Source organism: Achromobacter arsenitoxydans SY8, from assembly GCF_000236785.1.
In the GTDB taxonomy this organism is placed as follows: Bacteria; Pseudomonadota; Gammaproteobacteria; order Burkholderiales; family Burkholderiaceae_B; genus Achromobacter; species Achromobacter arsenitoxydans.
This window is the reverse complement of record NZ_AGUF01000043.1, coordinates 77272-97452: the sequence shown is the minus strand read 5'-3', so window position 1 is coordinate 97452 and position 20181 is coordinate 77272. Positions and strand designations below refer to the sequence as shown.

Sequence of the window (20181 nt, the reverse complement as noted above, 5' to 3'; positions counted from 1 at the left end):
AATCCGGCGTGCAGGGCGTTTCCGGCGTGGGACTGTCGGACTACGGAAAGCCCGCCGCGCCCTGACGCGCGCCGGCCGGGGCTTGCTCCGGCCGCACCGAAAAGCCCGCCTCTGGCAACCCGCCTTTGGCGGGTTTTTTGTGCCCGCGTTTTGGGGTTTTCCCTTGCGATTCTCAATAAACGGGAAAAATTCGGTTGAGTAAAACCATAAGTTGATAATCTCGCCGTCATATTGCTGGGAGATGAATGCTTATGTCGGATACGTCCGTAGGGGCCGGCGCGGATCGCGTCCTGTATGTGCTGGCCACCCTGGCCCGGCACGACGGCCCGCTCAGCATCGCCGCCCTGGCCGAGAAGACCGGCCTGGCGCAAAGCACGCTGTACCGCCAGATCGCGCTGCTCAAGCGTTGGGGTTTCGTCGCCGAACACGAGGGCGAATATGGGCCGGGGCCGCTGTGCGTGCAACTGGCCTGGGGCTTCGACCAGTCTTCTTTCTTGATCCATGAAGCGCAGCCGGACATGGCGACGCTGGCGGCGGCGTCCGGTGAAACCATCGGCCTGCTGGTGGCCGTCAAGGACCAGGCCGTCTGCCTGGACATGGTGGAAAGCCAGCATCCGCTGCGCTGTTCGTTCACCAAGGGCCGCGGGCTGCCGTTGGCCCGCGGGGCCTCGGCCAAGTCGCTGCTGGCGTTCATGCCGCATGCCCGCCTGCAGGCCGCGCTGGCCTACCTGGCCGCCGAGGCGGGCGTGGACGCGGGCCGGCTTGCCGGCGAGCTGGACGCCATTCGCCAGCAGGGCTATGCCGTGACCGACAGCGAGGTCGATGCCGGCGTCTGGGGGGTCAGCGTTCCGATCTTCCAACGCGCCAACCAGGCCGTTGCCTCGATCACCCTGATGGCGCCGTCCACGCGGGCCGCGCAGCGCCCGGACGCGCTGATCGACATGACCGTGGCCGCCGCCCGCCGCATTTCGGACCGATTGAAGGCCGCCTGATTGCCTGATCACCTAGAGCCACACCGGATTACACGCTGCACCCCTTAGCCAGTCCCAAGCCGCAACGATAGCCGTACCTACCCACATCCACAGGAACCGCCATGACCACTCGCCGCACACTGCTGACCGCCGCCCTGACCCTTGGCCTTGCCTGGGCCGCCGGCCCCGCGCATGCCCAGGAAACAATCCGCGCCGTCACCGACGCCACCTTCCCGCCGATGGAGTTCGTCAAAGACGGCAAGCGCACCGGATTCGACATTGAACTGGTTGAAGCGCTGGCCGGCGCGATGGGCAAGAAGGTCGAATGGATCGACATCGACTTCAAGGGCCTGATTCCCGCATTGCAGGCCGGCCGCGCAGACATCGCGGTTTCCGCCATCTACATCACGCCCGAGCGCAGCAAGGTCGTCGACTTCACCGATCCGTACTATGCGGGCGGGCTGGTGGTGCTGACCAAGGCCGACGGCCCCATCAAGACGCTGAAGGACCTGGACAGCCGCAAGGTGTCCGTGCAGGTCGGCACCAAGTCGGTCAATTACCTGAAGGAACATTTCCCGAAGGTGCAGCGCGTTGAAGTCGAGAAGAACCAGGAAATGTTCAACCTGGTGCAGATTGGCCGCGCCGACGCCGCCGTGACCGGCAAGCCCGCCGCCAAGCTGTTCGCCCAGAACACCACGGGCCTGACCGTGCTGAACGAACAGGTGACGACCGAGGACTACGGCATTGCCGTGCCGAAGAACAAGCCCGAACTCACGCGCGACTTGAACGCCGCGCTGCAAAAGCTCAAGGCTGACGGCAGCTACCAGGCCATCGTGAACAAGTGGTTCGAGGCGCCCGCGAAATGAACCTGGATTTCTCTCCCGTCTTCGCCGATTTCGACGCGCTGCTGCGGGGCGCGGCGGTCACCATCGAGGTGACCGCCGGCGCCTTGCTGCTGGGCTGCGTGATGGGCCTGCTGGTCGGCGTCGGCCGGCTGAACCCGCAACGCCGCGTCATTTATCACCTGTGCAGCACGTACCTGCTGTTCTTCCGCGGCACGCCGCTGCTGGTGCAGCTGTTCATCTGGTTCTTCGGCTTGCCGCAGTTCGGGGTGACGCTGCCGGCCTTTGCCTGCGGTGTGCTCGGCCTGGGCATGTATTCGGGGGCTTACGTGTCGGAAATCGTGCGGGGCGCGATCCAGTCGGTGGACCGCGGCCAGACGGAAGCGGCCCGTTCGCTGGGCATGTCCTCCGGCCAGGCCATGCGCATCATCATCCTGCCGCAGGCGGTGGTGCGCATGATCCCGCCGCTGGGCAACGAGTTCATCGCGCTGATCAAGAACTCCGCGCTGGTGTCGCTCCTGACCATTCACGATCTGATGCACGAAGGGCAGAAGATCATCAGCGTGTCGTACCGCTCGCTGGAAACCTACCTGGTGGTGGCGCTGATCTATCTGGTCCTGACCACGGTCGCCATGGTGATTTTGCGCAAGGTGGAACAGCACCTGCGCGCCGGAGGAATGGTGCAATGAGCCACGCAAACGAACCGCAGGAAATGATCCGCATCCGCGGCCTGCACAAGTCCTACGGCGACCACGCCGTCCTGCGCGGCATCGACTTCGATGTGCTGCCGTCGCAGGTGGTGGTGGTCATCGGGCCCAGCGGCTCGGGCAAGAGCACCTTGCTGCGCTGCTGCAATGGCCTGGAAGTGGCGCAGGGCGGCACCGTGGAAATCTGCGGCCAGACGCTGCAGGACCATGGCGAAATGCTGCCCGAGGCCGAACTGAACCAGCTGCGCATGCAGGTGGGCATGGTGTTCCAGGGCTTTAACCTGTTCCCGCACCTGTCGGTGCTGGACAACGTGACGGTCGGCCCGCGCAAGCTGCGCGGCATGGGCCGCGAGCAAGCCAATGCCCTGGCTGCAGATCTGCTGAACAAGGTCGGCCTGTCCCAGAAGATGTCGGCCATGCCGGCCAGCCTGTCGGGCGGGCAGAAACAGCGCGTCGCCATTGCGCGCGCGCTGGCCATGCAGCCGCAGGTCATGCTGTTCGACGAGCCGACCTCGGCCCTGGATCCGGAGCTGGTGGGCGAGGTGCTGCAGGTCATGAAGCTGCTGGCCCGCGAGGGCATGACCATGATGGTGGTGACGCACGAAATGGGCTTTGCCCGCGACGTGGCGGACGTGGTGGCCGTGATGGATGGCGGCGTCATCCTGGAATCCGGCCCGCCCGAGGTCATTTTCAGCGCCCCGCGCGAGGCCCGCACCCGCGAATTCCTGCAGGCCGTGCTGAGCGCCGGTCCGGGAGCGGCGGCATGAGCGTGGCGCAACTGGATATGAGCCTCTGGAAGGCGCGCGACGACAGCGCCGAGCAAGGCGACACGCGCCGGCTGGCGCACATCGTCGAACCGGAGTCCGGGCAGGCGAAGCGGGGCGAAGCCGTGCTGCTGGGCTTTGCCTGCGACGCGGGCGTCGTGCGCAACCAGGGCCGCGCTGGCGCGGCCGCCGGCCCCGCGGGCATCCGCAAGTTCATGGCGGGCCTGCCCGCGCATAGCTTGACGCGCTTGCTGGACGCGGGCGACGTGGCCTGCAAGGGCGACGAACTGGAAGACGCCCAGGAACGGCTGGGCGTGCGCCTGGCCGGGCTGATGGAGCAGGGCGCGCGGCCGGTGGTGCTGGGCGGCGGCCACGAGATTGCCTGGGGCAGCTTCCAGGGCCTGCGGCGCTGGCTGGAGGCGCGCGGCGATGCCGGTCCCGTGCTGGTGCTGAACCTGGACGCGCATTTCGACCTGCGCACCGGGCGCCCGGGCAGTTCGGGCACGCCGTTCGACCAGATCGCCCGCGATTGCGAAGCGCGCGGACAGGCGTTGCAGTACGCCTGCCTGGGCGTGTCGCGGCTGGCCAATACGCCGGCGCTGTATGCGCGCGCGGCGGAAGTCGGCGCTGTCTGGGTAGAGGACCGCGACATGCAGGAGCGCCACCTTGAGGCGCGGCTGGCGAATGTCGACGCCTTGCTGGCCCGGGCGCGGCACGTATACCTGACGATCGACCTGGATGTGCTGCCGGCGGCGGTGATGCCAGGCGTGTCCGCGCCCGCGCCGTATGGGGTGCCGATGGCGGTCATCGAGGAAATCGTGTTGCGGGTCAAGGCCAGCGGCAAGCTGAGGCTGGCCGACATGGCGGAATTCAACCCCGGGTTGGATATCGACGGCCATGGCGCGCGCGCGGCGGCGCGCCTGGCGTGGCAACTGATGTCGCCCTGACGGCTGGCGGCTGGTCGTTCGTGACGGCTAGGGCGGATTTCTTCGGAAGCCGCCCTTTTTTGTTTTTCTGGGGGGAGGCTGGTTGGACGGTGTCTGACACCCGCTGACGGGCAAGCGTCGGGCGGCTTCGTAGGAAGGGTGGACGCATGAAGAAGGGAGACTTAGGATAGAAGGGCCTTCAGGGCCGGTCTGCGACCCGTTCGGTATCCGCAACATCTATGCGTCCCCATTTAAAATATTTAAACTTTAAATAGGGACACTATGACTTTCATGGATAAAATGGCGCAACTTTGTCAGGAGAGCCTGCTCATGTCTCAAACTCCCACCCATGCCTTGCCGTCTTATCTGAATGCCGAGGACCTCGGCCCCTGGGGTAATTACCTGCAACAAGTTGACCGGGTCACACCGTACCTCGGTTCCCTGAGCCGGTGGGTCGAGACGCTGAAGCGTCCGAAGCGCTCGCTGATCGTCGACGTGCCGATCGAACTGGACAACGGCACCATTGCCCACTTTGAGGGCTATCGCGTGCAGCACAACGTGTCGCGCGGCCCGGGCAAGGGCGGGGTGCGCTTCCACCAGGACGTCACGCTGTCCGAAGTCATGGCGCTGGCCGCCTGGATGTCGGTCAAGAACGCCGCGGTCAACCTGCCGTACGGCGGCGCCAAGGGCGGCATCCGCGTCGATCCGCGCAAGCTCTCCGCTTCCGAACTCGAGCGCATGACGCGCCGCTACACCAGCGAAATCGGCGTCATCATCGGACCGTCCAAGGACATCCCCGCGCCTGACGTGAACACCAACGCCCAGACCATGGCCTGGATGATGGACACGTACTCCATGAACGAAGGCGCCACCGCCACCGGCGTGGTGACCGGCAAGCCGATCGCGCTGGGCGGCAGCCTGGGCCGCGTCGAGGCCACCGGCCGCGGCGTGTTCGTCGTGGCATGCGAAGCCGCGCGCGACCAGAACATTGATGTGTCCAAGGCGCGTGTCGTCGTGCAGGGCTTCGGCAACGTGGGCGGCACGGCCGCCCGCCTGTTCCACGAAGCCGGCGCCAAGGTCATCGCCGCGCAGGACCACACCGGCACCGTGCACAATCCCGCGGGTCTGGACGTGCACAAGCTGCTGTCGCACGTGTCGCAGACCGGCGGCGTGGGCGGCTTCTCGGGCGGCCAGGCGCTGGACAAGAACGAATTCTGGACGCTCGAAACGGAATTCCTGATCCCGGCGGCCCTGGAAAGCCAGATCACGCTCGACAACGCCGCCAAGGTGCGCGCGAAGATCGTGGTCGAAGGCGCCAACGGCCCGACCACGCCGGAAGCGGATGACATCCTGGCCGAAAACGGCGTCTACGTCGTGCCCGACGTGCTGGCTAACGCCGGCGGCGTGACGGTCAGCTACTTCGAATGGGTGCAGGACTTCTCCAGCTTCTTCTGGAGCGAAGACGAAATCAACCAGCGCCTTGAGCGCCTCATGCGCGAAGCCTACGCGTCGGTGGCCCAGGTGGCCCGCGAACACAAGGTGACGCTGCGCACCGCGGCGTTCATCGTGGCTTGCACGCGCATCCTGCAGGCGCGCCAGGTGCGCGGCCTGTACCCGTAAAGACTGAATCGGCAATGCGCCGTCCGGCGCATTGCCGAGGAGGCGAGTGAGACAAAAAAAAGGAATCGCCCCGAAAGGGGCGATTCCTATTTGTGCGTCCGAGCAAGCAAAATGCGGCCGGCGAGGCGCGGCCGGCGAGGCTTTACGACGCCGGCAGCAGCTCCGGCTTCAGGATGCCCCGCAGATCCCCGTAGGGAATCGCCAGTTCGGGTTCTCCGTGCGAATACGGCGCGATCGAATAGGCGTCGTATTTGACGACGATGCCGTCACGCGTCAGCGCGAAGTTGTCGCTTTCCTGGAAAGGCCACATCTTGTTGTACGACGCGGGGTCGCGCTTGGCGTCCGGGTTGCCCGCCAGCCATTTCGTGTGTGCGCTCTTGAGGGCGGCCACGTATTCGGCGCGGCGGCCGGGGATCAGCGCTTCGTCCAGGCTCATGACGCGGCCGCGGCTGCGCTCCCAGTTCAGGTACTGCGTGGCCGGTATGCCGTGCGCGGCGCCGGTCAGGAATTGCTCTGTGTGCAGTTCGATGGAAACGATGTCGCCGACGCTGTCCTTCACGCTGGCCTTGAAATAGGTGGCGTCGCGGGGGCGCGCCGTGGACCAGAAATACTGCGTGTATTCCGACAAGGTGTCGTAGGGGCCGCGGCGGTTGGCATCGGTGCCCGTCATGTAGGCCAGCACGTGGTCCACCAGCGCCGTCAGCTTGGGGATGCCCGGAAAGGCCACGCTGTCGATTTCGATGCGCGGGCAGTCGCCGTCGCAGCCCGGCTTGCTGGAGGCCCACTTGATGCGTTCAGTCGACAGGTCGCCTACTTTTTCCGGCGTGGCGGACGACTGAGCGTCCTGCGACGCCAACGTGATGTTCGACGGCGGCGTGCTGCCGCAGCCGGCCAGCGCCAAAAGGGCGGCGCCCAGGATCAAACCGCCTATCGCGCCTTGCGGCGTGAATGTGCGACGCATTGAATTACCTCCAAAAACCAGGGCGCCGTCTTCAGGGCACGACACCCGTCCATTCCGCGGTGGAGAACTTTTCGTCGGCCTGCGCTTGTGCGCGAGCCAGCGTTTCGTTGCCCACTTGACCCGGAGTCAGACGATGCAGGCCGGCAAAAGTTTCCACCATGCGGTCGATGATGACCTCGCGCGCCAGCCCGGTCTGGGTGCGCAGCGGATCGACCCGCTTCTTGGCGCTGGTGGTGCCCTTGTCGGACAGCTTCTCGCGCCCGATGCGCAAGACCTCGACCATTTTATCGGCGTCGATGTCGTAGGACATGGTGACGTGGTGCAGCACGGCGCCGGCGCGGCGGGCCTGGGCGGCGCCGCCGATCTTGCCGATGTCCGAGGCGATGTCGTTCAGCGGCTGGTACCAGGCCTTGATGCCCAGGCCCTGCAGGGCGGTCAGCACCCAGGCGTCCAGGAACGCATAGGACTCCTGGAAGCTCATGCCATGGACCAGGGCCTGCGGCGCGCTGAGCGAATAGGTGATGGAGTTGCCGGGTTCGATGAACATCGCGCCGCCGCCGCTGACGCGGCGCACGACTTCGATGCCGTGGCGCCGGGCGCCCTCGGGATCGACCTCGTTCTTCAGGGATTGGAAGCGGCCGATTACGACGGCGGGCGCGGACCACTCCCAGATGCGCAGCGTGGGCGGACGCTGGCCGGCGCCGACTTCATCGGTGATGACGGCGTCCAGCGCCATGTGCAGCGCGGGCGGCTGCGGGCCTTCATGGATCAATTGCCAGTCGTAGTCGTTCCAGTCGGTGCGGGTCATGCAAGCGCCCTCCGCAGCACCACGGCCACGGCTTCGGCCGAGAAGCCGAACATTTCGGCATCGGCCGGCAACGCGGACTGCACGGCCACCGCCAGTTCCAGTTCGCCGGCGTCGGCGGGCATGCCGTTCAAGCCGCGGTTGATGGCTTCCAGCGCTTCGGGCGGTTCCAGGAAGAAGTCGCCGCTGATGCGCACGTCGGCCAAACGGCCGTCCCGCACTTCCAGATCCGCGACGACCAGCTTGCCGCCGGGGACTTTGTATTCGCCATGCATGGGCGTTCCTTGAGAATCAGACATTACAGGTTGAGCTTCATGCCGTCGTGGCTGGCCGTAAAGCCCAGGCTTTCATAGAACCGGCGCGCGTCGGGGCGGGCGCGGTCGGTGGTCAACTGGACCAGTCCGCAGCCCTGGGCGCGGCACTGCTCGATGGCCCACTCGAACATGGCGCGGCCCAGGCCCGCGCCGCGGTAGGACGAAGCGATGCGCACGCTTTCGATCTGACCCCGCCACAGGCCCAGCCGCGACAAGCCGGGTATGAACGATAACTGCAAACAGCCTACCACTTGTGCATCTTGCTCAACCACGGCCAGGAATTGATTGGGATCTTGCTGGATGGCGCCGAATGCGGCGGTGTAGCTCGGATTCAGCGGAACGGACGCGTCCTCGCGGGCCGCGCCCAGCGCATCGTCGGCAAGCATCGCCACGATCGCGGGCAGGTCGGCCAGGCGTGCGCGGCGGAAAACCAATTGCGATTCGGTCATGGCGTTTCCTTTGCGCGTCAGCGGGCGACGTTCTGGGCGGTCTGGCCGAACAGGATGCGGCGGGATTCCTCGTCGCTGACGGACGGCGCGGTGTTGATGGTGTCGGCCAGCGCATAGGCCCGCTGCGTGGCGGGACGCGCGCGGATGGCGTCGAACCAGCGCTTCAGGTGCGGGAAGTCGTTCAGGTCCTGGCCCTGCTTGGCGTGCGGCACGATCCACGGGTACGCGGCCATGTCCGCGATGGAATAGTCGCCCGCTACGAATTCGCGGTCCGCCAGGCGCTTGTTCAGCACGCCGTACAGGCGGTTGGTTTCCTTGACGTAGCGGTCGATGGCGTAGGCGATGCGTTCCTGCGCGTAGCCCGAGAAATGGTGGTTCTGGCCGGCCATGGGGCCCAGGCCGCCCATCTGCCAGAAGAGCCATTGCGAGACCTCGGCGCGGCCGCGCACGTCGGCGGGCAGGAAGCGGCCGGTCTTTTCGGCCAGGTAGAGCAGGATGGCGCCGGACTCGAACAGCGGGATCGGCGCGCCGCCGTCGGCGGGCGCCTGGTCCACGATGGCGGGGATGCGGTTGTTGGGCGCGATGGCCAGGAATTCGGGCTTGAACTGGTCGCCCCGGCCGATGTTCACGGGGTGGATCTTGTAGGGCAGGCCGGCTTCTTCGAGGAACAGCGTGATCTTGTGACCGTTGGGGGTAGTCCAGTAATAGAGATCAATCATGAGGATGTCCTGTCGTCATGGCGGCGCGGGCCGGAGCCCGCGGTTCGGAAAGCCATGATAGCGGGGCCGGCTGGACGGACGCCTGAATAACCGGGGACCGGGTGCGGGTTTCCCCGCGCCCCGGCTTATAGGGCAGTCAGGCCGCCCCGGCGCGCGGCCTGCCCGGCATGCGCCAGGTCCAGTTCAGGCTGACGGCCGCGGCGGCCAGGAAGATCAGCGCCACGCCCGCGATCTGCGAGGCGTCCATGCGATGGCCGTAGACCACGAAATCCAGCAGGATGGCGACGGCGGGATAGATGAAGCTGAGCGCGGCGGTAGACGTGGTGGGCAGCTTCTGGATCGCCGAGTACATCAGGATGTACATCAGGCATGTGTGGATGAGGCCCAGCGCAACCAGGCAGCCCCATTGAGCGGGCTGGGCCGGCAGGGCGTTGAAGTCGGCCATGGGCAGCAGCATGACCGCGCCCAGCGTCACCTGCACCAGGGCCAGCACCTGGGGAGCAATGCCCTTCAGGCGCTTGACGATGATGGCCGTGACGCCATAAAGCGCGGCCGCGCCCAGGCCCAGCATCAGCCCGGACAGATAGGCGCTGCCGCCCGCCAGGTTCGTGTCGCCCAGGCGCAGCACCAGCAGCAGCCCGGCGAAGGCCACCACCGACCAGGCCAGCTTGCCGCGCGACGGGCGCTCGCCCAGGAACAGCACGCCCAGTCCGATCAGAAAGAAGGGCTGCACGTTATAGACGGCGGTAGCTAGCGAAATGGACGCCAGGCGGTAGGCCGAGAACAGCAGCACCCAATTCAGCACCAGGGCCGCGCCCGCGCCCAGCGCCAGGGCCAGCGTCCTGGCCGTGAACAGGCCGGGCTTGAGCAGGCCGCGGGCCCAGCAGTACAGAAATAGCGACAGCGCGCCGAAGACGCAGCGGAAGAACACGACGTTCCAGGCGCTCTGGCCCGATTCCAGCACGAATACGCCCAGTGTTCCCGACAAGGTCATGGCTGCCGCCATTTGCGCGAGGCCGACGCGTTCAGTCGAGGGGATCATGATGTTTCTCCACAGGCCCTGAGGCCGCGATGTTTGTTGGAGAAATTATCCCAGGCGCTTCCAACTGCTTATATGATGTTGCCGTGGCTCTTTGACGATTCAACCTTTATTTAGGTGGAATTTATGCAAAACGACCTAAAAAATGAAAGCCCGGTTTTGGACGGCATCGACCGCCGCCTCGTGGAGATGCTGTCGGTCAATGCGCGCACCACCACGGCCGACCTGGCCCGGCAGGTCGGCATGTCCGCACCCAGCGTGGCGGACCGCCTGCGGCGGCTCGAGGATTCGGGGGTGATACGCGCCTACACGCTGGACGTCGACCCCGCGGCGCTGGGCTACGGGCTGGAAGCGATCGTGCGCATCCGGCCCTTGCCAGGGCAGTTGCGCCATGTCGAAGGCGTGATCCAGGAGATCCCGGAATTCGTGGAATGCGACAAGGTGACGGGCGACGACTGCTTCATCGCCCGCATGGTGCTCAGGTCGATCTCGCACCTGGACGGCATTCTGGACCGCGTGACCGAGTTCGCCGAAACCAACACGTCCATCGTCAAGGCGCATACGGTGCGCCGGCGGCTGCCGCCCCTGCGCTAGGCGTCAGGCGGGCGCGGCCAGGGCCTTGGCGATATCGTCCCGGATGCTTGCCGGATTGTCGGTGGGCGCGTAGCGCTTGATGACCTGGCCGTCGCGCCCCACCAGGAATTTGGTGAAGTTCCACTTGATGCCTTCGGTGCCGAACACGCCGGGTTTTTCGCCCTTGAGCCATTGGTAAAGCGGATGGGCGTCGGTGCCGTTGACGTTGATCTTGGCGAACAGCGGGAAGGTGATGTCGTACTGCATGCTGCAGAAATTCCGGATCTCGGCTTCGTCGCCCGGCTCTTGGTGGCCGAACTGGTCGCAGGGAAAGCCCAGGACGGTCAGGCCGTCGTCGTGGAACGAGCGGTAGAGATTCTCCAGCCCCGCATACTGCGGCGTGAAGCCGCATTTGGAGGCGACGTTCACCACCAGCAGCACGCGGCCGCGATACGCGGCCAGGGACTGTTCCGTGCCGTCGATGTCGCGGGCGGTGAAATCATGGATCGTGGTCATGCGGGCTCCTGGGGTGTGCGTTTGGACGCGGCGCGCCCACGCGGGATGACCCCGCGAGTGTAGCGCCGCCCCCAGTGGCCGCGGGGGCTTTGCCGTCCGGAAGCCGCGCCGGTCCTATCATGCGCTATTGACGGTTGCGCCAGTGCAGATAGGAGCCAGAAGATGGAAGGAATGACGGAACGCCTGGAGGCGATGCTGGCCAAGGGCACCGACAACATGCTGTTGCGGTTTTCGCTGGGCAAGGCCTACGCCGAGCAGGCCTGCTACCGCGAGGCCGAAACACACCTGCGCGCTGCGCTGGCGTTCGATCCCGCGTATTCGGTGGCGTGGAAATGGCTGGGCAAGGCTTGCCTGGGGCTGGGCGACAAGGACGGCGCGCGCGCCGCCTGGGAATCCGGCCTTGCGGCAGCCCATGCCCGGGGCGACCAGCAGGTCGTCAAAGAGCTGCAGGTGTTCATCAAGCGCCTGGACAAAGGGGCGGCGGCAGGCGCCTGAGCCACCGCGGGGCGGCTCGCGGGCCTGGGGCTCGCCCGCCTACAGATAGCCGCCGAAGCAGCGCTGCACGGCGTCTTCCGAATAGCCGTCCTCGCCGCGCCACGCGCCCGCGTAGCGCCAGTCGCTGCGGCCGGGCACCCGTCTATCGTACGACTGCGGCCGCAGCACGCCCGCGCAGGCCAGGATGTCGATCAACATCTGGCGCTCGGCCTTGGATGACGCGAGGACCGTCTTGAGCTTCTGTTCCAGCGCGCCAGGGCCGTCCTTGGCGTCGCAGGCCGCAACGACCGCCAGGATTTCCCGGAACACGGCGAGGTCCTGCGCGGTGGGCGCCGGGATCTCGGCGCGCGCCAGTTCGCGCAGGTCGAACCACGTGTATTCCAGCGAACCGTGGCGCACGCCGCCCCACTTGATCCGTTCGAAGTTCAGGACATTCAGGTCGACGTCCGCGTAGTGTTCCTTGGCGACCACGCTGTCGCCGGCGTCGCGGCACACGCCGCAGACATGGCTGACATGCGCGACGCTGCCGTCGGGGGCGTAGCTCTGGCCGCTGACTGCGGCCATGTAGGCATGGGGCGCCAGTGCCTGGGCCACAAGATACGAGGCCAGGCCCGAACGCCAGTCCAGCCGGCGGCTGGAAAGGCTGCTGAGGAATGCGCGGCCGGGCAGCGACGCCGGGATGCGGTCGCGCAACGCCAGTGTCTGCGCCAGGCAGTCGTCGTGCGAGAAGCAGGCGGGGTCGAACATCAGCCCCTTGGACTTCGCGTATTCGAAATCCTCGGGGGCGGTGCGGCGCTGCGCCCGGTCTACCCAACCGCCAGCGTTCCAGTAGGTCTTGAAAAGGATGTTCCTGGCCTGCTTGTCCATGTTGTGTGTGCGGGCGGCGCCGTGGCTGATTTGCGACCCGGCATGCTACGTCATTTCCCCCTGGCCCTGTGCCGCGGCCCGCGCCATGCGCCTGCCCGGCAGCGCGACCACGGACCGTAACGCGGCAGATCGTTCGGCGGGAGCCGCGACGGCGCGCGCTGCGGTCTGCGCGCCCGACACCCGGAATACCTCGATGGCGTGGCGCAGCTGCGCGCCGTGCGTGCGCAAGGTCTGCACGGCTTGCGCGGCCTGCTCCACGCGCGCGGCGTTGCGTTGCGCGGCGTTGTCGGTTTCCGAGATCGTGCGGCTGACGGTGTCGATGCCTGCATGCTGCTCGGATGAGGTTGCGGCGATGTCGCTCATGATGCGCGTCACCTGGTGCACCGACGCGGCGATGTCGCGCATGCTGGCGCCGGCCCGTTCGACGTGGCGCACGCCGTCGTCGACCCGTTCGTTGGATGTCTCGATCAGCGCCTTGATTTCGTGGGCGGCGGTGGCGCTTTTTTGCGCCAGGCTGCGCACCTCGCTCGCCACCACCGCGAAACCCTTGCCGGCCTCTCCGGCGCGGGCCGCTTCCACGGCCGCGTTCAGGGCCAGGATGTTGGTCTGGAAGGCGATGCCGTCTATCAGTCCCACCACCTCGGCGATGCGCGACGAGCTTTGCACGATGCCCTGCATGGCTTGCGCCGCCTCGTCCACCACCTGGCCGCCATGCTTGGCCACATCGCTGGCCTGGCAGGCCATCTTGTCCGCATCGTGGGCGTTGGCGGCATTGTGCTTCACGGTTGCGGCCAGTTCTTCCATGCTGGCCGCGGCTTCCTCCAGCGACGCGGCCTGGCGCTCGGTGTGGGCGGACAGATCGGCGTTGCCGTCGGCGATGTCGGCGGCGGACTGCAGGGCGTTTTCGACGCCGTTATGGACGTCGCGCGTGATGCTGACCAGGCTCTTGCGCATGACTTCCAGCGAAAACTTCAGCTCGCCGATTTCGTCGCGCATGGCGCCGGCCGGCAGGGGCGTGCTGAGGTTGCCCGCGGCGATCTGCCGCGTGAAGTCGGTGGCGTCGACCAGCAGGCCCGTGATGGATCGCGCAAAGCCCCAGCCCGACGCGAAGATCAGGATCACGCCGCCGGCCATCAGGCCGGCCGCGATGGCCAGTCCTTCGGCGCCCAGGCGGCCGGCCATGCCGTGCAGGGCCACGCCCGAGGCGCCCAGGAACAGCGAAGACGCCAGCACCGCCCAGGCCAGCATGCGCGAACGCACGCCCGTCAGGCGCCAGAACTTCAGGCGCGCCAGCACGCCCCGCAATCCGGTGGGGCGGACTCGCCCGCCGGTGAGCCGGATGCCGCCAGCGGCGCCGTCGCGCAGCCGCGCGTAGGCGTGTTCCGCGGCTTCGATTTGCGCCGGCGTCGGCTTGACGCGGACCGAGGCGTAGCAGACGGTTTCGCCCCGTTCCTCGATGGGCGTGACGTTGGCCAGCACCCAATAGAAACCGCCGTCCTTGCGACGGTTCTTGACCACGCCCGTCCACGACTGGCCCCGCTGTATGGTGCGCCACAGGTCTTCGAACGCGGCCGGCGGCATGTCGGGATGGCGCACGATGTTGTGGGCAGAGCCCAGCAGTTCTTCAAGCGCAAAGCCGCTGACTTCCACGAACGCCGGATTGGCGTAGATGATGCGGCCGCGCGCATCGGTGCGGGATATCAGGTACTGCTCGTCCCGCAGCGTGTATTCCTTGTCATAGACCGGCTGATTGTTGCGCATGCGTCTTTCGTCCTGTGATGGGCGGGGGCAGCGGGATCATCCGGGACCGGCGGGGCGGCGGCGTTGACGCAGGTCAAGGCAGGGGGAGGTTGGCGGTCTCAGGCGCTGGGCAGATTGCCGAAGGCTTCCAGCGCGCGCAGCCGGCTTTGCGCCAGGTCCACGATCGGCTGCGGATAGCAGGCGGCGGCGCGCTCCATCGGACTGGGATCGTGGATCGCCTTGTCGTCCAGGTGCGCAAGCTCCGGCAGCCATTCGCGCAGGAAGGCGCCACGCGGGTCGAACCTGCGCGATTGCGACAGCGGATTGAAGACGCGGAAGTAGGGCACGGCGTCCGCGCCGGTGGAGGCGCTCCATTGCCAGCCGCCGTTGTTGGCCGCCAGGTCGCCGTCCACCAGCTGCGACATGAACCAGGCTTCGCCCAGCCGCCAGTCGATCAGCAGGTTCTTGGACAGGAACATGGCGGTCACCATGCGCAGCCGGTTGTGCATCCAGCCCAGGGCCAGCAGCTGGCGCATGGCCGCATCGACGATGGGAATGCCGGTCTTGCCCTGCTGCCAGGCGGCCAGGTCGTCCGGGGCGTCGCGCCAGGGCACGGCGGCGGTTTCCGGCTTCATGGGCTGGTGCATGGACAAGGACGGATAGGCGGCCAGCAGGTGCTGGTAGAACTCGCGCCACAGCAGTTCGTTGATCCAGGTGGCGGCGCCGGCCTTGCCGCTATCCAGTTCGCCCTGGTTGGCGGCCAGCGCCGCGCGCAGGGCCTGGCCGGGCGACAGCACGCCCGCCGCCAGATAGGGCGACAGGCAGCTTGTGGCGGGCAGCGAGGGGAAGTCGCGTTCATCCTTGTAAGCGTCGATGGCGTCGTCCGCGAAGGCCGCCAGGCGATCGCTGGCGGCGGTTTCGCCGGCCGGCCAGAGCGCGCGCACGGCGTCGCCCGGCGCCTCGAAACCGTCGAAGGCGTCGGGCAGGGGATCGGCCGCCCAGCCGGGCGGCGTCTGGGCGCGCGGCGCGGCGATGGCGCGGATCGGCGCAGTGCGCAGCCGTTCGCGGCAGCTGCGGGCGTAGGGCGTATAGACCCGATAGCATTCGCCCTTGCCGGTCAGCACAGTGCCCGGCCGCAGCAGGGTCGCCCCGTGGTGCAGCGTCCAGTCCACGCCGCTGGCCTGCAGGGCGTCCGCGACGGCGGCGTCGCGGCGGCGCTCGTTGACGGCCCATTCGGCATTGGCGTGGACCTGCGTGATCGCGTGAGCCCTGCAGAAGCGGGCGATGGCTTCCGGCGCTTCGCGCCAGTCGTGGACGGTCAGCAGCTTGAGGGGGATGCCCTTGCGCGCCAGGTCCGCAGACAGCTCGCGCAGATTGCGCAGCCAGAAATCCACCTTGGCGGGCGCGTCGCCATGCTGGCGCCATTGGCCGGGCGCCGCCAGGAACAGGGCGGTCACCGTGCCGCCTTCGGCGGCTGCGGCCAGGGCGGCGTTGTCGTGCATGCGCAGGTCGGTGCGCAGCCAGAGCAGTGTGTTCATGAAGAGGGCTCCTGGGCTGGGGAATCGGCGCGCGCGGCATGCCGGCGAGGCTGGGATTCTATCCCGAGCCCCGGCCGCCGCCACTGGGGCGCAGCCCATGGAAGACAATGTAAATACTACGAGGAGATGTGACGGGTGTTGCAGCGCAACCGATGCGCGGGATCGCGGGGACGGGGAGAGCCGAGCATGCGCTCGGGTGGCGAGGCGTCCTTTTTTAGCCGTCAAACCATGAAACACGCTGGCGCGGCGCGCATATTGACGCCGTGGATACCCCGCCATGTAATGCAAGTAAACGATTAGAGTAGACAAACGCTATGGGAAACCTGATGGACCTTCGCCCGTCCTTTCTGAAGGGACGCACACCCTCCGGCAAGTCGTCCCGGGATGTCTTGCAAAAACTCTGGCGCTCGGTCGACCTGCCCGACGAATCGCTGGAACATGTGGTGCTGACGGGCGCCGACCCGGTTGTTCCTTCGTCATTCGCCGTGGGAACGGCGGCGCAGGCCAGCATGGCGGCGGCCGCGCTGGCGGCCGCCGAAGTCTGGCATCTGCGCGGCGGCGCGCGGCAGCAGGTCAGCATTGACATGCTGCATGCGGCGCAGGAGTGCCGCAGCCATTTCACGATCAATGGCGTCACGCCCAATCCCTGGGATCCCATCACCGGCGTGTACCGGTGCGGCGACGGGGGCTGGGTGCGCATCCACGCCAATTTCGCCCATCATCGCGACGGGGCCCTGGCGCTGCTGGGCTGCCCCACCGGAGACGGCGCCACGCGCGAGGCCGTGGAGCGCGCGCTGGGCCGCTGGAAGGCCCTGGATTTCGAGCAGGTGGCCGCAGACGCCGGCATGGTGGTGTCCGCCATGCGCAGCTTCGAAGAATGGGACCGCCATCCACAGGCCCAGGCCGTGGCTGCGCAGCCGCTGCTGACCATCGAACGCATCGGCGAGGCCGATCCCAGACCCTTGCCCAGGTATGGGCAGGACGCGCGTCCGCTCAAGGACATCCGCGTGCTGGACCTGACGCGCATCATTGCGGGCCCGGTGTGCGGCCGGGCGCTGGCCGCCTACGGCGCCGACGTCATGCTGGTCAATTCGCCGCAACTGCCCAATATCGACAACATCATCGACACCAGCCGGGGCAAGCTTTCCGTGCTGGCCGACCTGGACACGGCCGACGGCCGCATCGCGCTGGGCAATCTGCTGCGCAGCGCGCACATCTTCGTCCAGGGCTACCGTCCCGGCGGGATGTCCGCCCTGGGGTTCGGCCCGCAGGATGCGGCGCGCATCCGCCCGGGCATCGTCTACGTGTCGCTGACCGCCTACGGCACCAGCGGCCCGTGGGCCAACCGCCGGGGCTTCGATTCGCTGGTGCAGACGGCAACGGGCTTCAACCACGCGGAGGCGCAGGCCGCCGGGCAGGAAACGCCCAAGCCGATGCCGATGCAGATCCTGGACCACGCGTCGGGGTATCTGATGGCGTTCGGCGCGCAAGTGGCGCTGGCGCGCCAGGCGACCGAGGGCGGCAGCTGGCACGTGCGGGTCTCGCTGGCGCAGACGGCCCATTGGCTGCGCGGGCTGGGACGGGTGGAAGGCGGGCTGGCCTGTCCCATGCCCGGATTCGACGGACTGATGGAAGCCGTGCCCTCGGGCTTCGGCGAATTGGTCGCCGTGCGCCACGCCGCGCAGTTTTCCGAGACCCCAGCGCGCTGGACGCGTCCGTCCAGCCCGCCCGGCACCCATCAGACGGTCTGGCCCTTCAACTGAGTTGGTCTGCGGTCGCGGGTTATCTGCCCGGGGGCTGCCGGACCTACTGCTTCGCCTTCCAGGCGCGCAGCGCGCGCATCGTGTTCGCCACGTGCGATTCCGGGCTCATGTCCGTGTATTCATACAGGATCTTGCCTTCGGGCGAAATCACGTAAGACACGCGCTGCGCGTATTCGGGGCGCCTGTCGTGCACGGCGTCATACGCCTTCATGATCTTGCCGTCGCCGTCCGCCGCCACGGCGAATTTGCTGCGGCATTCGCTAACCGAGAATTTGTTGAGTGTGTCGATGTTGTCGGTGGACACGCCGATGACGGTGGCGCCCAGCGACTTGTATTCGTCCGTGGCTTCAGCGAAGTTGTGGGCTTCGATCGTGCAGCCCTGTGTGAAGGCAGCGGGGAAGAAATACAGCACCACTGGACCTTGCTTGAGGGCCTCGTTCAGCTTGAAGGTGAACACATTGCCGCCCAGCGACGCCTGAGCGCTGAAGTCCGGCGCGGGGGCGCCTACGTTCAGCGCAGCCTGCGCCGACGGACCGGCCATCAGGCCGCATACCAGTAACCACGGGGCAAGGCGCTTCATCGGAGTCTCCTGAATCGAGGCGCGGGGGAAGGCCGCGCAAGTTGCCTACTGTAGCGGCGCGGATGGCGCGGGTCCAGTTCAGTCGCGCCCCGGCCCGCCGCGGCCATTGCCATCGCCGCGGTTCTGGTCGCGTTGCTGCTGCTGTTGCTGGCGCGCCTGCTGAGCTTGCTGGTCGCGTTGCTGCTGCTGTTGCTGGCGTGCCTGCTGAGCTTGCTGGTTGCGTTGCTGCTGCTGTTGCTGGCGCGCTTGCTGGGCCTGCTGGTCGCGTTGCTGCTGCTGTTGCTGGCGCGCTTGCTGGGCCTGCTGGTCGCGTTGCTGCTGTTGCTGGCGCGCTTGCTGGGCCTGCTGGTCGCGTTGCTGCTGCTGTTGCGCCTGCCGCTCGTGCTCCTGGCGGTCGCGCGCCTGTTGCTGTGCGCGGTCGTCGCGCTCGCGCTGCTGGCGGGCTTGCTGGTCCCGCTGCCGCTGGTCCCGCAATTCCTGTTGGTTCTGCTGATCGCGCTGCAGGCGTTCGCGCGCCTGCTGGTCGCGTGCTTGTTGCTGGCGGGCTTGCTGTTGAGCCTGGGCGTCGTTTTGCTGGCGTTCCCGCGCCTGCTGATCGCGGCCCTGCTGTTCGCGCGCCTGCTGCTGGCTGCGCTGCTCGCGTTGCAGTCGTTCGCGGGCCTGCTGGTCGCGGACCTGCTGCTGGCGGTCCTGCTGCGCCAACTGGGCGCGCTGGCGCTGTTCCTGAGCCGCGTCGTTGCCGCCGCCGGGCCGATTGTCCCGTCCGTCGTCGCGCCCGTTGTCGCGGCCGTTGTTGTCCCGACCATTGTTGTCCCGACCGTCCCGGTTGTAGCCCGGGCGGCCGTCGGACCCCGGCCGTTGCCAGTCGGAACGCCTGCCGTTGTCAGGATGGTCCAGGTACGCCTGCGGCGGGCGGCCTTTGTTGTGGTCGTAGAACTGCGCGCGGTTATTGCCGGCGTCGCGCACATAGCCGCGCTGCACGTCGGTCGGCGGGGCATGGCGTTCCTTGCGGGCGGCAAGCTCGCGAGGGTCGGCCTGGCGCCGGATGCCCGACGGGCCGCCGTGATAGCTGACCCGCCGCTTGTCGACGTTGTTGACCACGACGGTATGGTTGTACACGTTGGTGACGCGCGTGACGTTCACGTTCGTGACGGACCGGTTGTAGTAGAAGCGGTCGCGCTTCCAATAGCCGCCGACGTAGCCCAGGCCGGTGTACCCGAAGCCATAGTTGATGCCGCCGTAGAAGCCCACATGAGGGCCCCAGTAGCCCGCGTTCCACAGATACACGCCGTTCGAATAGCCCCAGTAGCCGGGCGTCCAGAGGGCGCCCGCATAGGGCGCCAGCACCCATGCGCCGGGGACCCAGAAAAAGCCGTAGTGATTGCGGCTCCAGTAGCCGGGCACCCACAGGTAGCCGTCGCCGGGGGCGGGGGGCTGCACATAGACGGGCAGGGCGGGCGGCGGCTCGGGGCTGCGGTCGACCAGCGCCAGGTTGGCGTTGGCGGGGTCGCCGCTGTCGTAGGCGGGGTCGTAGGCGGCATCGACGGGCGCGGGCGGCGGCGCATAGGTCTGTGCGTACGCCGCCGCGCTGGCCGCCAGCAGGGCCGCGGTGGCCAAGGGCCGCAATCGGACGATCTGGAAGTAAGGATTCATGGAGTTCCTTGGCGCAGGGCTCGCGGATCAATACGCGCGGTAGTAGTAATGCGGCGCGGGATAGGCCGGGTAGTAATAATGCGGCGTGTAGTAGACCGGCGCGGGACGGTAGTAGGCCGGCCGCGCCGGAACCACCACGCACCCGCTCAGGGCGCTTGCCATCGCCACCAACAACAACAGACTCTTCTTCATTCGCAGCTCCTGCCGGGCGCCGGGCGTGAGACACGCCGTTTCTTGCGCTCGTAGGAATTAGGCCACAGCAGTGGCTGCGCGTTCCGGACTGTAATCGTTCCGAAACAGCTTTCGGGTGACGGATGTTTGCGTCTGCGTGACCGTCGA

General features: G+C 67.2%; 22 protein-coding genes. 9 read left to right on the top strand and 13 right to left on the bottom strand.

From position 1 onward, the window contains the following. Positions 1-251 precede the first annotated feature (251 nt). The 6 genes from KYC_RS11875 to KYC_RS11850 all read left to right on the top strand — a co-directional run bounded on the left by KYC_RS11875 (position 252) and on the right by KYC_RS11850 (position 5830). Entirely contained in the window at positions 252-992 is a 741-nt protein-coding gene (locus KYC_RS11875) for an IclR family transcriptional regulator (RefSeq protein WP_008162360.1), read from the top strand. A 101-nt stretch (positions 993-1093) separates the two neighbouring features. Next, positions 1094-1837 carry a transporter substrate-binding domain-containing protein gene (locus tag KYC_RS11870; protein ID WP_008162359.1) on the top strand — a complete coding sequence of 248 codons (744 nt, stop codon included), beginning with the start codon at positions 1094-1096 and terminating at the stop codon, positions 1835-1837. After that, a complete protein-coding gene (locus KYC_RS11865) occupies positions 1834-2502 on the top strand; it encodes an amino acid ABC transporter permease (protein ID WP_008162358.1) in 669 nt (222 codons plus the stop codon). Before KYC_RS11870 ends, KYC_RS11865 begins: the two co-directional genes overlap by 4 nt. After that, positions 2499-3287 (top strand): amino acid ABC transporter ATP-binding protein, encoded by a 789-nt coding sequence (locus KYC_RS11860; RefSeq protein WP_008162357.1) that lies wholly within the window; start codon positions 2499-2501, stop codon positions 3285-3287. The genes KYC_RS11865 and KYC_RS11860 overlap by 4 nt, the downstream gene beginning before the upstream one ends. Beyond that, a complete protein-coding gene (hutG, locus tag KYC_RS11855; protein WP_008162353.1) occupies positions 3284-4231 on the top strand; it encodes a formimidoylglutamase in 948 nt (315 codons plus the stop codon). The genes KYC_RS11860 and hutG overlap by 4 nt, the downstream gene beginning before the upstream one ends. Positions 4232-4540: 309 nt before the next feature. Continuing rightward, a complete protein-coding gene (locus KYC_RS11850) occupies positions 4541-5830 on the top strand; it encodes a Glu/Leu/Phe/Val family dehydrogenase (protein ID WP_008162351.1) in 1290 nt (429 codons plus the stop codon). A gap of 142 nt (positions 5831-5972) precedes the next feature. Here the strand turns inward: KYC_RS11850 and KYC_RS11845 are convergent, their stop codons facing one another. From KYC_RS11845 to KYC_RS11820, 6 genes are all read right to left on the bottom strand, one after another. After that, positions 5973-6791 carry an RsiV family protein gene (locus tag KYC_RS11845; RefSeq protein WP_008162349.1) on the bottom strand — a complete coding sequence of 273 codons (819 nt, stop codon included), beginning with the start codon at positions 6789-6791 and terminating at the stop codon, positions 5973-5975. Between the two features lie 31 nt (positions 6792-6822). Continuing rightward, the gene (locus KYC_RS11840) at positions 6823-7599 is read right to left on the bottom strand and encodes a lipoate--protein ligase family protein (RefSeq protein WP_008162347.1); all 777 of its coding nucleotides are present in this window, start codon (positions 7597-7599) and stop codon (positions 6823-6825) included. Next, positions 7596-7871, bottom strand: coding sequence for a lipoate-protein ligase small subunit (locus KYC_RS29210; protein WP_008162345.1), 276 nt, complete (start codon positions 7869-7871; stop codon positions 7596-7598). Before KYC_RS29210 ends, KYC_RS11840 begins: the two co-directional genes overlap by 4 nt. Before the next feature lie 23 nt (positions 7872-7894). After that, the gene (locus KYC_RS11830) at positions 7895-8359 is read right to left on the bottom strand and encodes a GNAT family N-acetyltransferase (RefSeq protein ID WP_008162343.1); all 465 of its coding nucleotides are present in this window, start codon (positions 8357-8359) and stop codon (positions 7895-7897) included. Between the two features lie 17 nt (positions 8360-8376). Then, positions 8377-9078 (bottom strand): glutathione binding-like protein, encoded by a 702-nt coding sequence (locus KYC_RS11825; RefSeq protein WP_008162340.1) that lies wholly within the window; start codon positions 9076-9078, stop codon positions 8377-8379. 136 nt (positions 9079-9214) lie between these two features. Continuing rightward, positions 9215-10120, bottom strand: coding sequence for a DMT family transporter (locus KYC_RS11820; RefSeq protein WP_008162339.1), 906 nt, complete (start codon positions 10118-10120; stop codon positions 9215-9217). Positions 10121-10243: 123 nt separating this feature from the next. On the opposite strand from KYC_RS11820, the gene KYC_RS11815 reads away from it, so the two are divergent. Further along, positions 10244-10711 carry an Lrp/AsnC family transcriptional regulator gene (locus tag KYC_RS11815; protein WP_008162338.1) on the top strand — a complete coding sequence of 156 codons (468 nt, stop codon included), beginning with the start codon at positions 10244-10246 and terminating at the stop codon, positions 10709-10711. A gap of 3 nt (positions 10712-10714) precedes the next feature. Here KYC_RS11815 and KYC_RS11810 read toward each other — a convergent pair whose 3' ends face one another. Then, on the bottom strand, positions 10715-11206 hold the full coding sequence (locus KYC_RS11810; protein ID WP_008162337.1) for a glutathione peroxidase: 492 nt from the start codon (positions 11204-11206) through the stop codon (positions 10715-10717). Between the two features lie 162 nt (positions 11207-11368). On the opposite strand from KYC_RS11810, the gene KYC_RS11805 reads away from it, so the two are divergent. Continuing rightward, positions 11369-11701: a tetratricopeptide repeat protein gene (locus KYC_RS11805; protein WP_008162336.1), complete on the top strand. Its 333-nt coding sequence runs from the start codon at positions 11369-11371 to the stop codon at positions 11699-11701. A 39-nt stretch (positions 11702-11740) separates the two neighbouring features. On the opposite strand, the gene KYC_RS11800 is transcribed toward KYC_RS11805, so the two are convergent. From KYC_RS11800 to phrB, 3 genes are all read right to left on the bottom strand, one after another. Next, a complete protein-coding gene (locus KYC_RS11800; protein ID WP_008162335.1) occupies positions 11741-12568 on the bottom strand; it encodes a hypothetical protein in 828 nt (275 codons plus the stop codon). 45 nt (positions 12569-12613) lie between these two features. Further along, positions 12614-14329, bottom strand: coding sequence for a methyl-accepting chemotaxis protein (locus KYC_RS11795; protein WP_008162334.1), 1716 nt, complete (start codon positions 14327-14329; stop codon positions 12614-12616). A 98-nt stretch (positions 14330-14427) separates the two neighbouring features. Continuing rightward, a complete protein-coding gene (phrB, locus tag KYC_RS11790) occupies positions 14428-15846 on the bottom strand; it encodes a deoxyribodipyrimidine photo-lyase (RefSeq protein WP_008162332.1) in 1419 nt (472 codons plus the stop codon). Between the two features lie 314 nt (positions 15847-16160). Between phrB and KYC_RS11785 the strand changes: the two genes are divergently transcribed. Then, positions 16161-17609: a CoA transferase gene (locus KYC_RS11785; RefSeq protein WP_008162330.1), complete on the top strand. Its 1449-nt coding sequence runs from the start codon at positions 16161-16163 to the stop codon at positions 17607-17609. 43 nt (positions 17610-17652) lie between these two features. Here KYC_RS11785 and KYC_RS11780 read toward each other — a convergent pair whose 3' ends face one another. The 3 genes from KYC_RS11780 to KYC_RS29620 all read right to left on the bottom strand — a co-directional run bounded on the left by KYC_RS11780 (position 17653) and on the right by KYC_RS29620 (position 20034). Further along, positions 17653-18189, bottom strand: coding sequence for a peroxiredoxin (locus KYC_RS11780; RefSeq protein WP_008162329.1), 537 nt, complete (start codon positions 18187-18189; stop codon positions 17653-17655). A gap of 78 nt (positions 18190-18267) precedes the next feature. Further along, positions 18268-19842 (bottom strand): YXWGXW repeat-containing protein, encoded by a 1575-nt coding sequence (locus KYC_RS11775; RefSeq protein ID WP_008162327.1) that lies wholly within the window; start codon positions 19840-19842, stop codon positions 18268-18270. Positions 19843-19869: 27 nt separating this feature from the next. Then, a complete protein-coding gene (locus KYC_RS29620) occupies positions 19870-20034 on the bottom strand; it encodes a membrane lipoprotein lipid attachment site-containing protein (RefSeq protein ID WP_008162326.1) in 165 nt (54 codons plus the stop codon). Positions 20035-20181 lie beyond the last annotated feature (147 nt).

Bases quoted from the DNA above. Each gene is read 5' to 3' on its own strand.
- KYC_RS29210 (WP_008162345.1), bottom strand. From the start codon at position 7,871: ATGCATGGCGAATACAAAGTCCCCGGCGGCAAGCTGGTCGTCGCGGAT.
- KYC_RS11820 (WP_008162339.1), bottom strand. From the start codon at position 10,120: ATGATCCCCTCGACTGAACGCGTCGGCCTCGCGCAAATGGCGGCAGCC.
- KYC_RS11795 (WP_008162334.1), bottom strand. From the start codon at position 14,329: ATGCGCAACAATCAGCCGGTCTATGACAAGGAATACACGCTGCGGGAC.
- phrB (WP_008162332.1), bottom strand. From the start codon at position 15,846: ATGAACACACTGCTCTGGCTGCGCACCGACCTGCGCATGCACGACAAC.
- KYC_RS11865 (WP_008162358.1), top strand. From the start codon at position 1,834: ATGAACCTGGATTTCTCTCCCGTCTTCGCCGATTTCGACGCGCTGCTG.
- KYC_RS11780 (WP_008162329.1), bottom strand. From the start codon at position 18,189: ATGAAGCGCCTTGCCCCGTGGTTACTGGTATGCGGCCTGATGGCCGGT.
- KYC_RS11805 (WP_008162336.1), top strand. From the start codon at position 11,369: ATGGAAGGAATGACGGAACGCCTGGAGGCGATGCTGGCCAAGGGCACC.
- KYC_RS11830 (WP_008162343.1), bottom strand. From the start codon at position 8,359: ATGACCGAATCGCAATTGGTTTTCCGCCGCGCACGCCTGGCCGACCTG.
- KYC_RS11785 (WP_008162330.1), top strand. From the start codon at position 16,161: ATGGGAAACCTGATGGACCTTCGCCCGTCCTTTCTGAAGGGACGCACA.
- KYC_RS11875 (WP_008162360.1), top strand. From the start codon at position 252: ATGTCGGATACGTCCGTAGGGGCCGGCGCGGATCGCGTCCTGTATGTG.
- KYC_RS11810 (WP_008162337.1), bottom strand. From the start codon at position 11,206: ATGACCACGATCCATGATTTCACCGCCCGCGACATCGACGGCACGGAA.
- KYC_RS11840 (WP_008162347.1), bottom strand. From the start codon at position 7,599: ATGACCCGCACCGACTGGAACGACTACGACTGGCAATTGATCCATGAA.
- KYC_RS29620 (WP_008162326.1), bottom strand. From the start codon at position 20,034: ATGAAGAAGAGTCTGTTGTTGTTGGTGGCGATGGCAAGCGCCCTGAGC.
- KYC_RS11870 (WP_008162359.1), top strand. From the start codon at position 1,094: ATGACCACTCGCCGCACACTGCTGACCGCCGCCCTGACCCTTGGCCTT.
- KYC_RS11800 (WP_008162335.1), bottom strand. From the start codon at position 12,568: ATGGACAAGCAGGCCAGGAACATCCTTTTCAAGACCTACTGGAACGCT.
- KYC_RS11850 (WP_008162351.1), top strand. From the start codon at position 4,541: ATGTCTCAAACTCCCACCCATGCCTTGCCGTCTTATCTGAATGCCGAG.
- KYC_RS11860 (WP_008162357.1), top strand. From the start codon at position 2,499: ATGAGCCACGCAAACGAACCGCAGGAAATGATCCGCATCCGCGGCCTG.
- KYC_RS11815 (WP_008162338.1), top strand. From the start codon at position 10,244: ATGCAAAACGACCTAAAAAATGAAAGCCCGGTTTTGGACGGCATCGAC.
- KYC_RS11775 (WP_008162327.1), bottom strand. From the start codon at position 19,842: ATGAATCCTTACTTCCAGATCGTCCGATTGCGGCCCTTGGCCACCGCG.
- hutG (WP_008162353.1), top strand. From the start codon at position 3,284: ATGAGCGTGGCGCAACTGGATATGAGCCTCTGGAAGGCGCGCGACGAC.
- KYC_RS11825 (WP_008162340.1), bottom strand. From the start codon at position 9,078: ATGATTGATCTCTATTACTGGACTACCCCCAACGGTCACAAGATCACG.
- KYC_RS11845 (WP_008162349.1), bottom strand. From the start codon at position 6,791: ATGCGTCGCACATTCACGCCGCAAGGCGCGATAGGCGGTTTGATCCTG.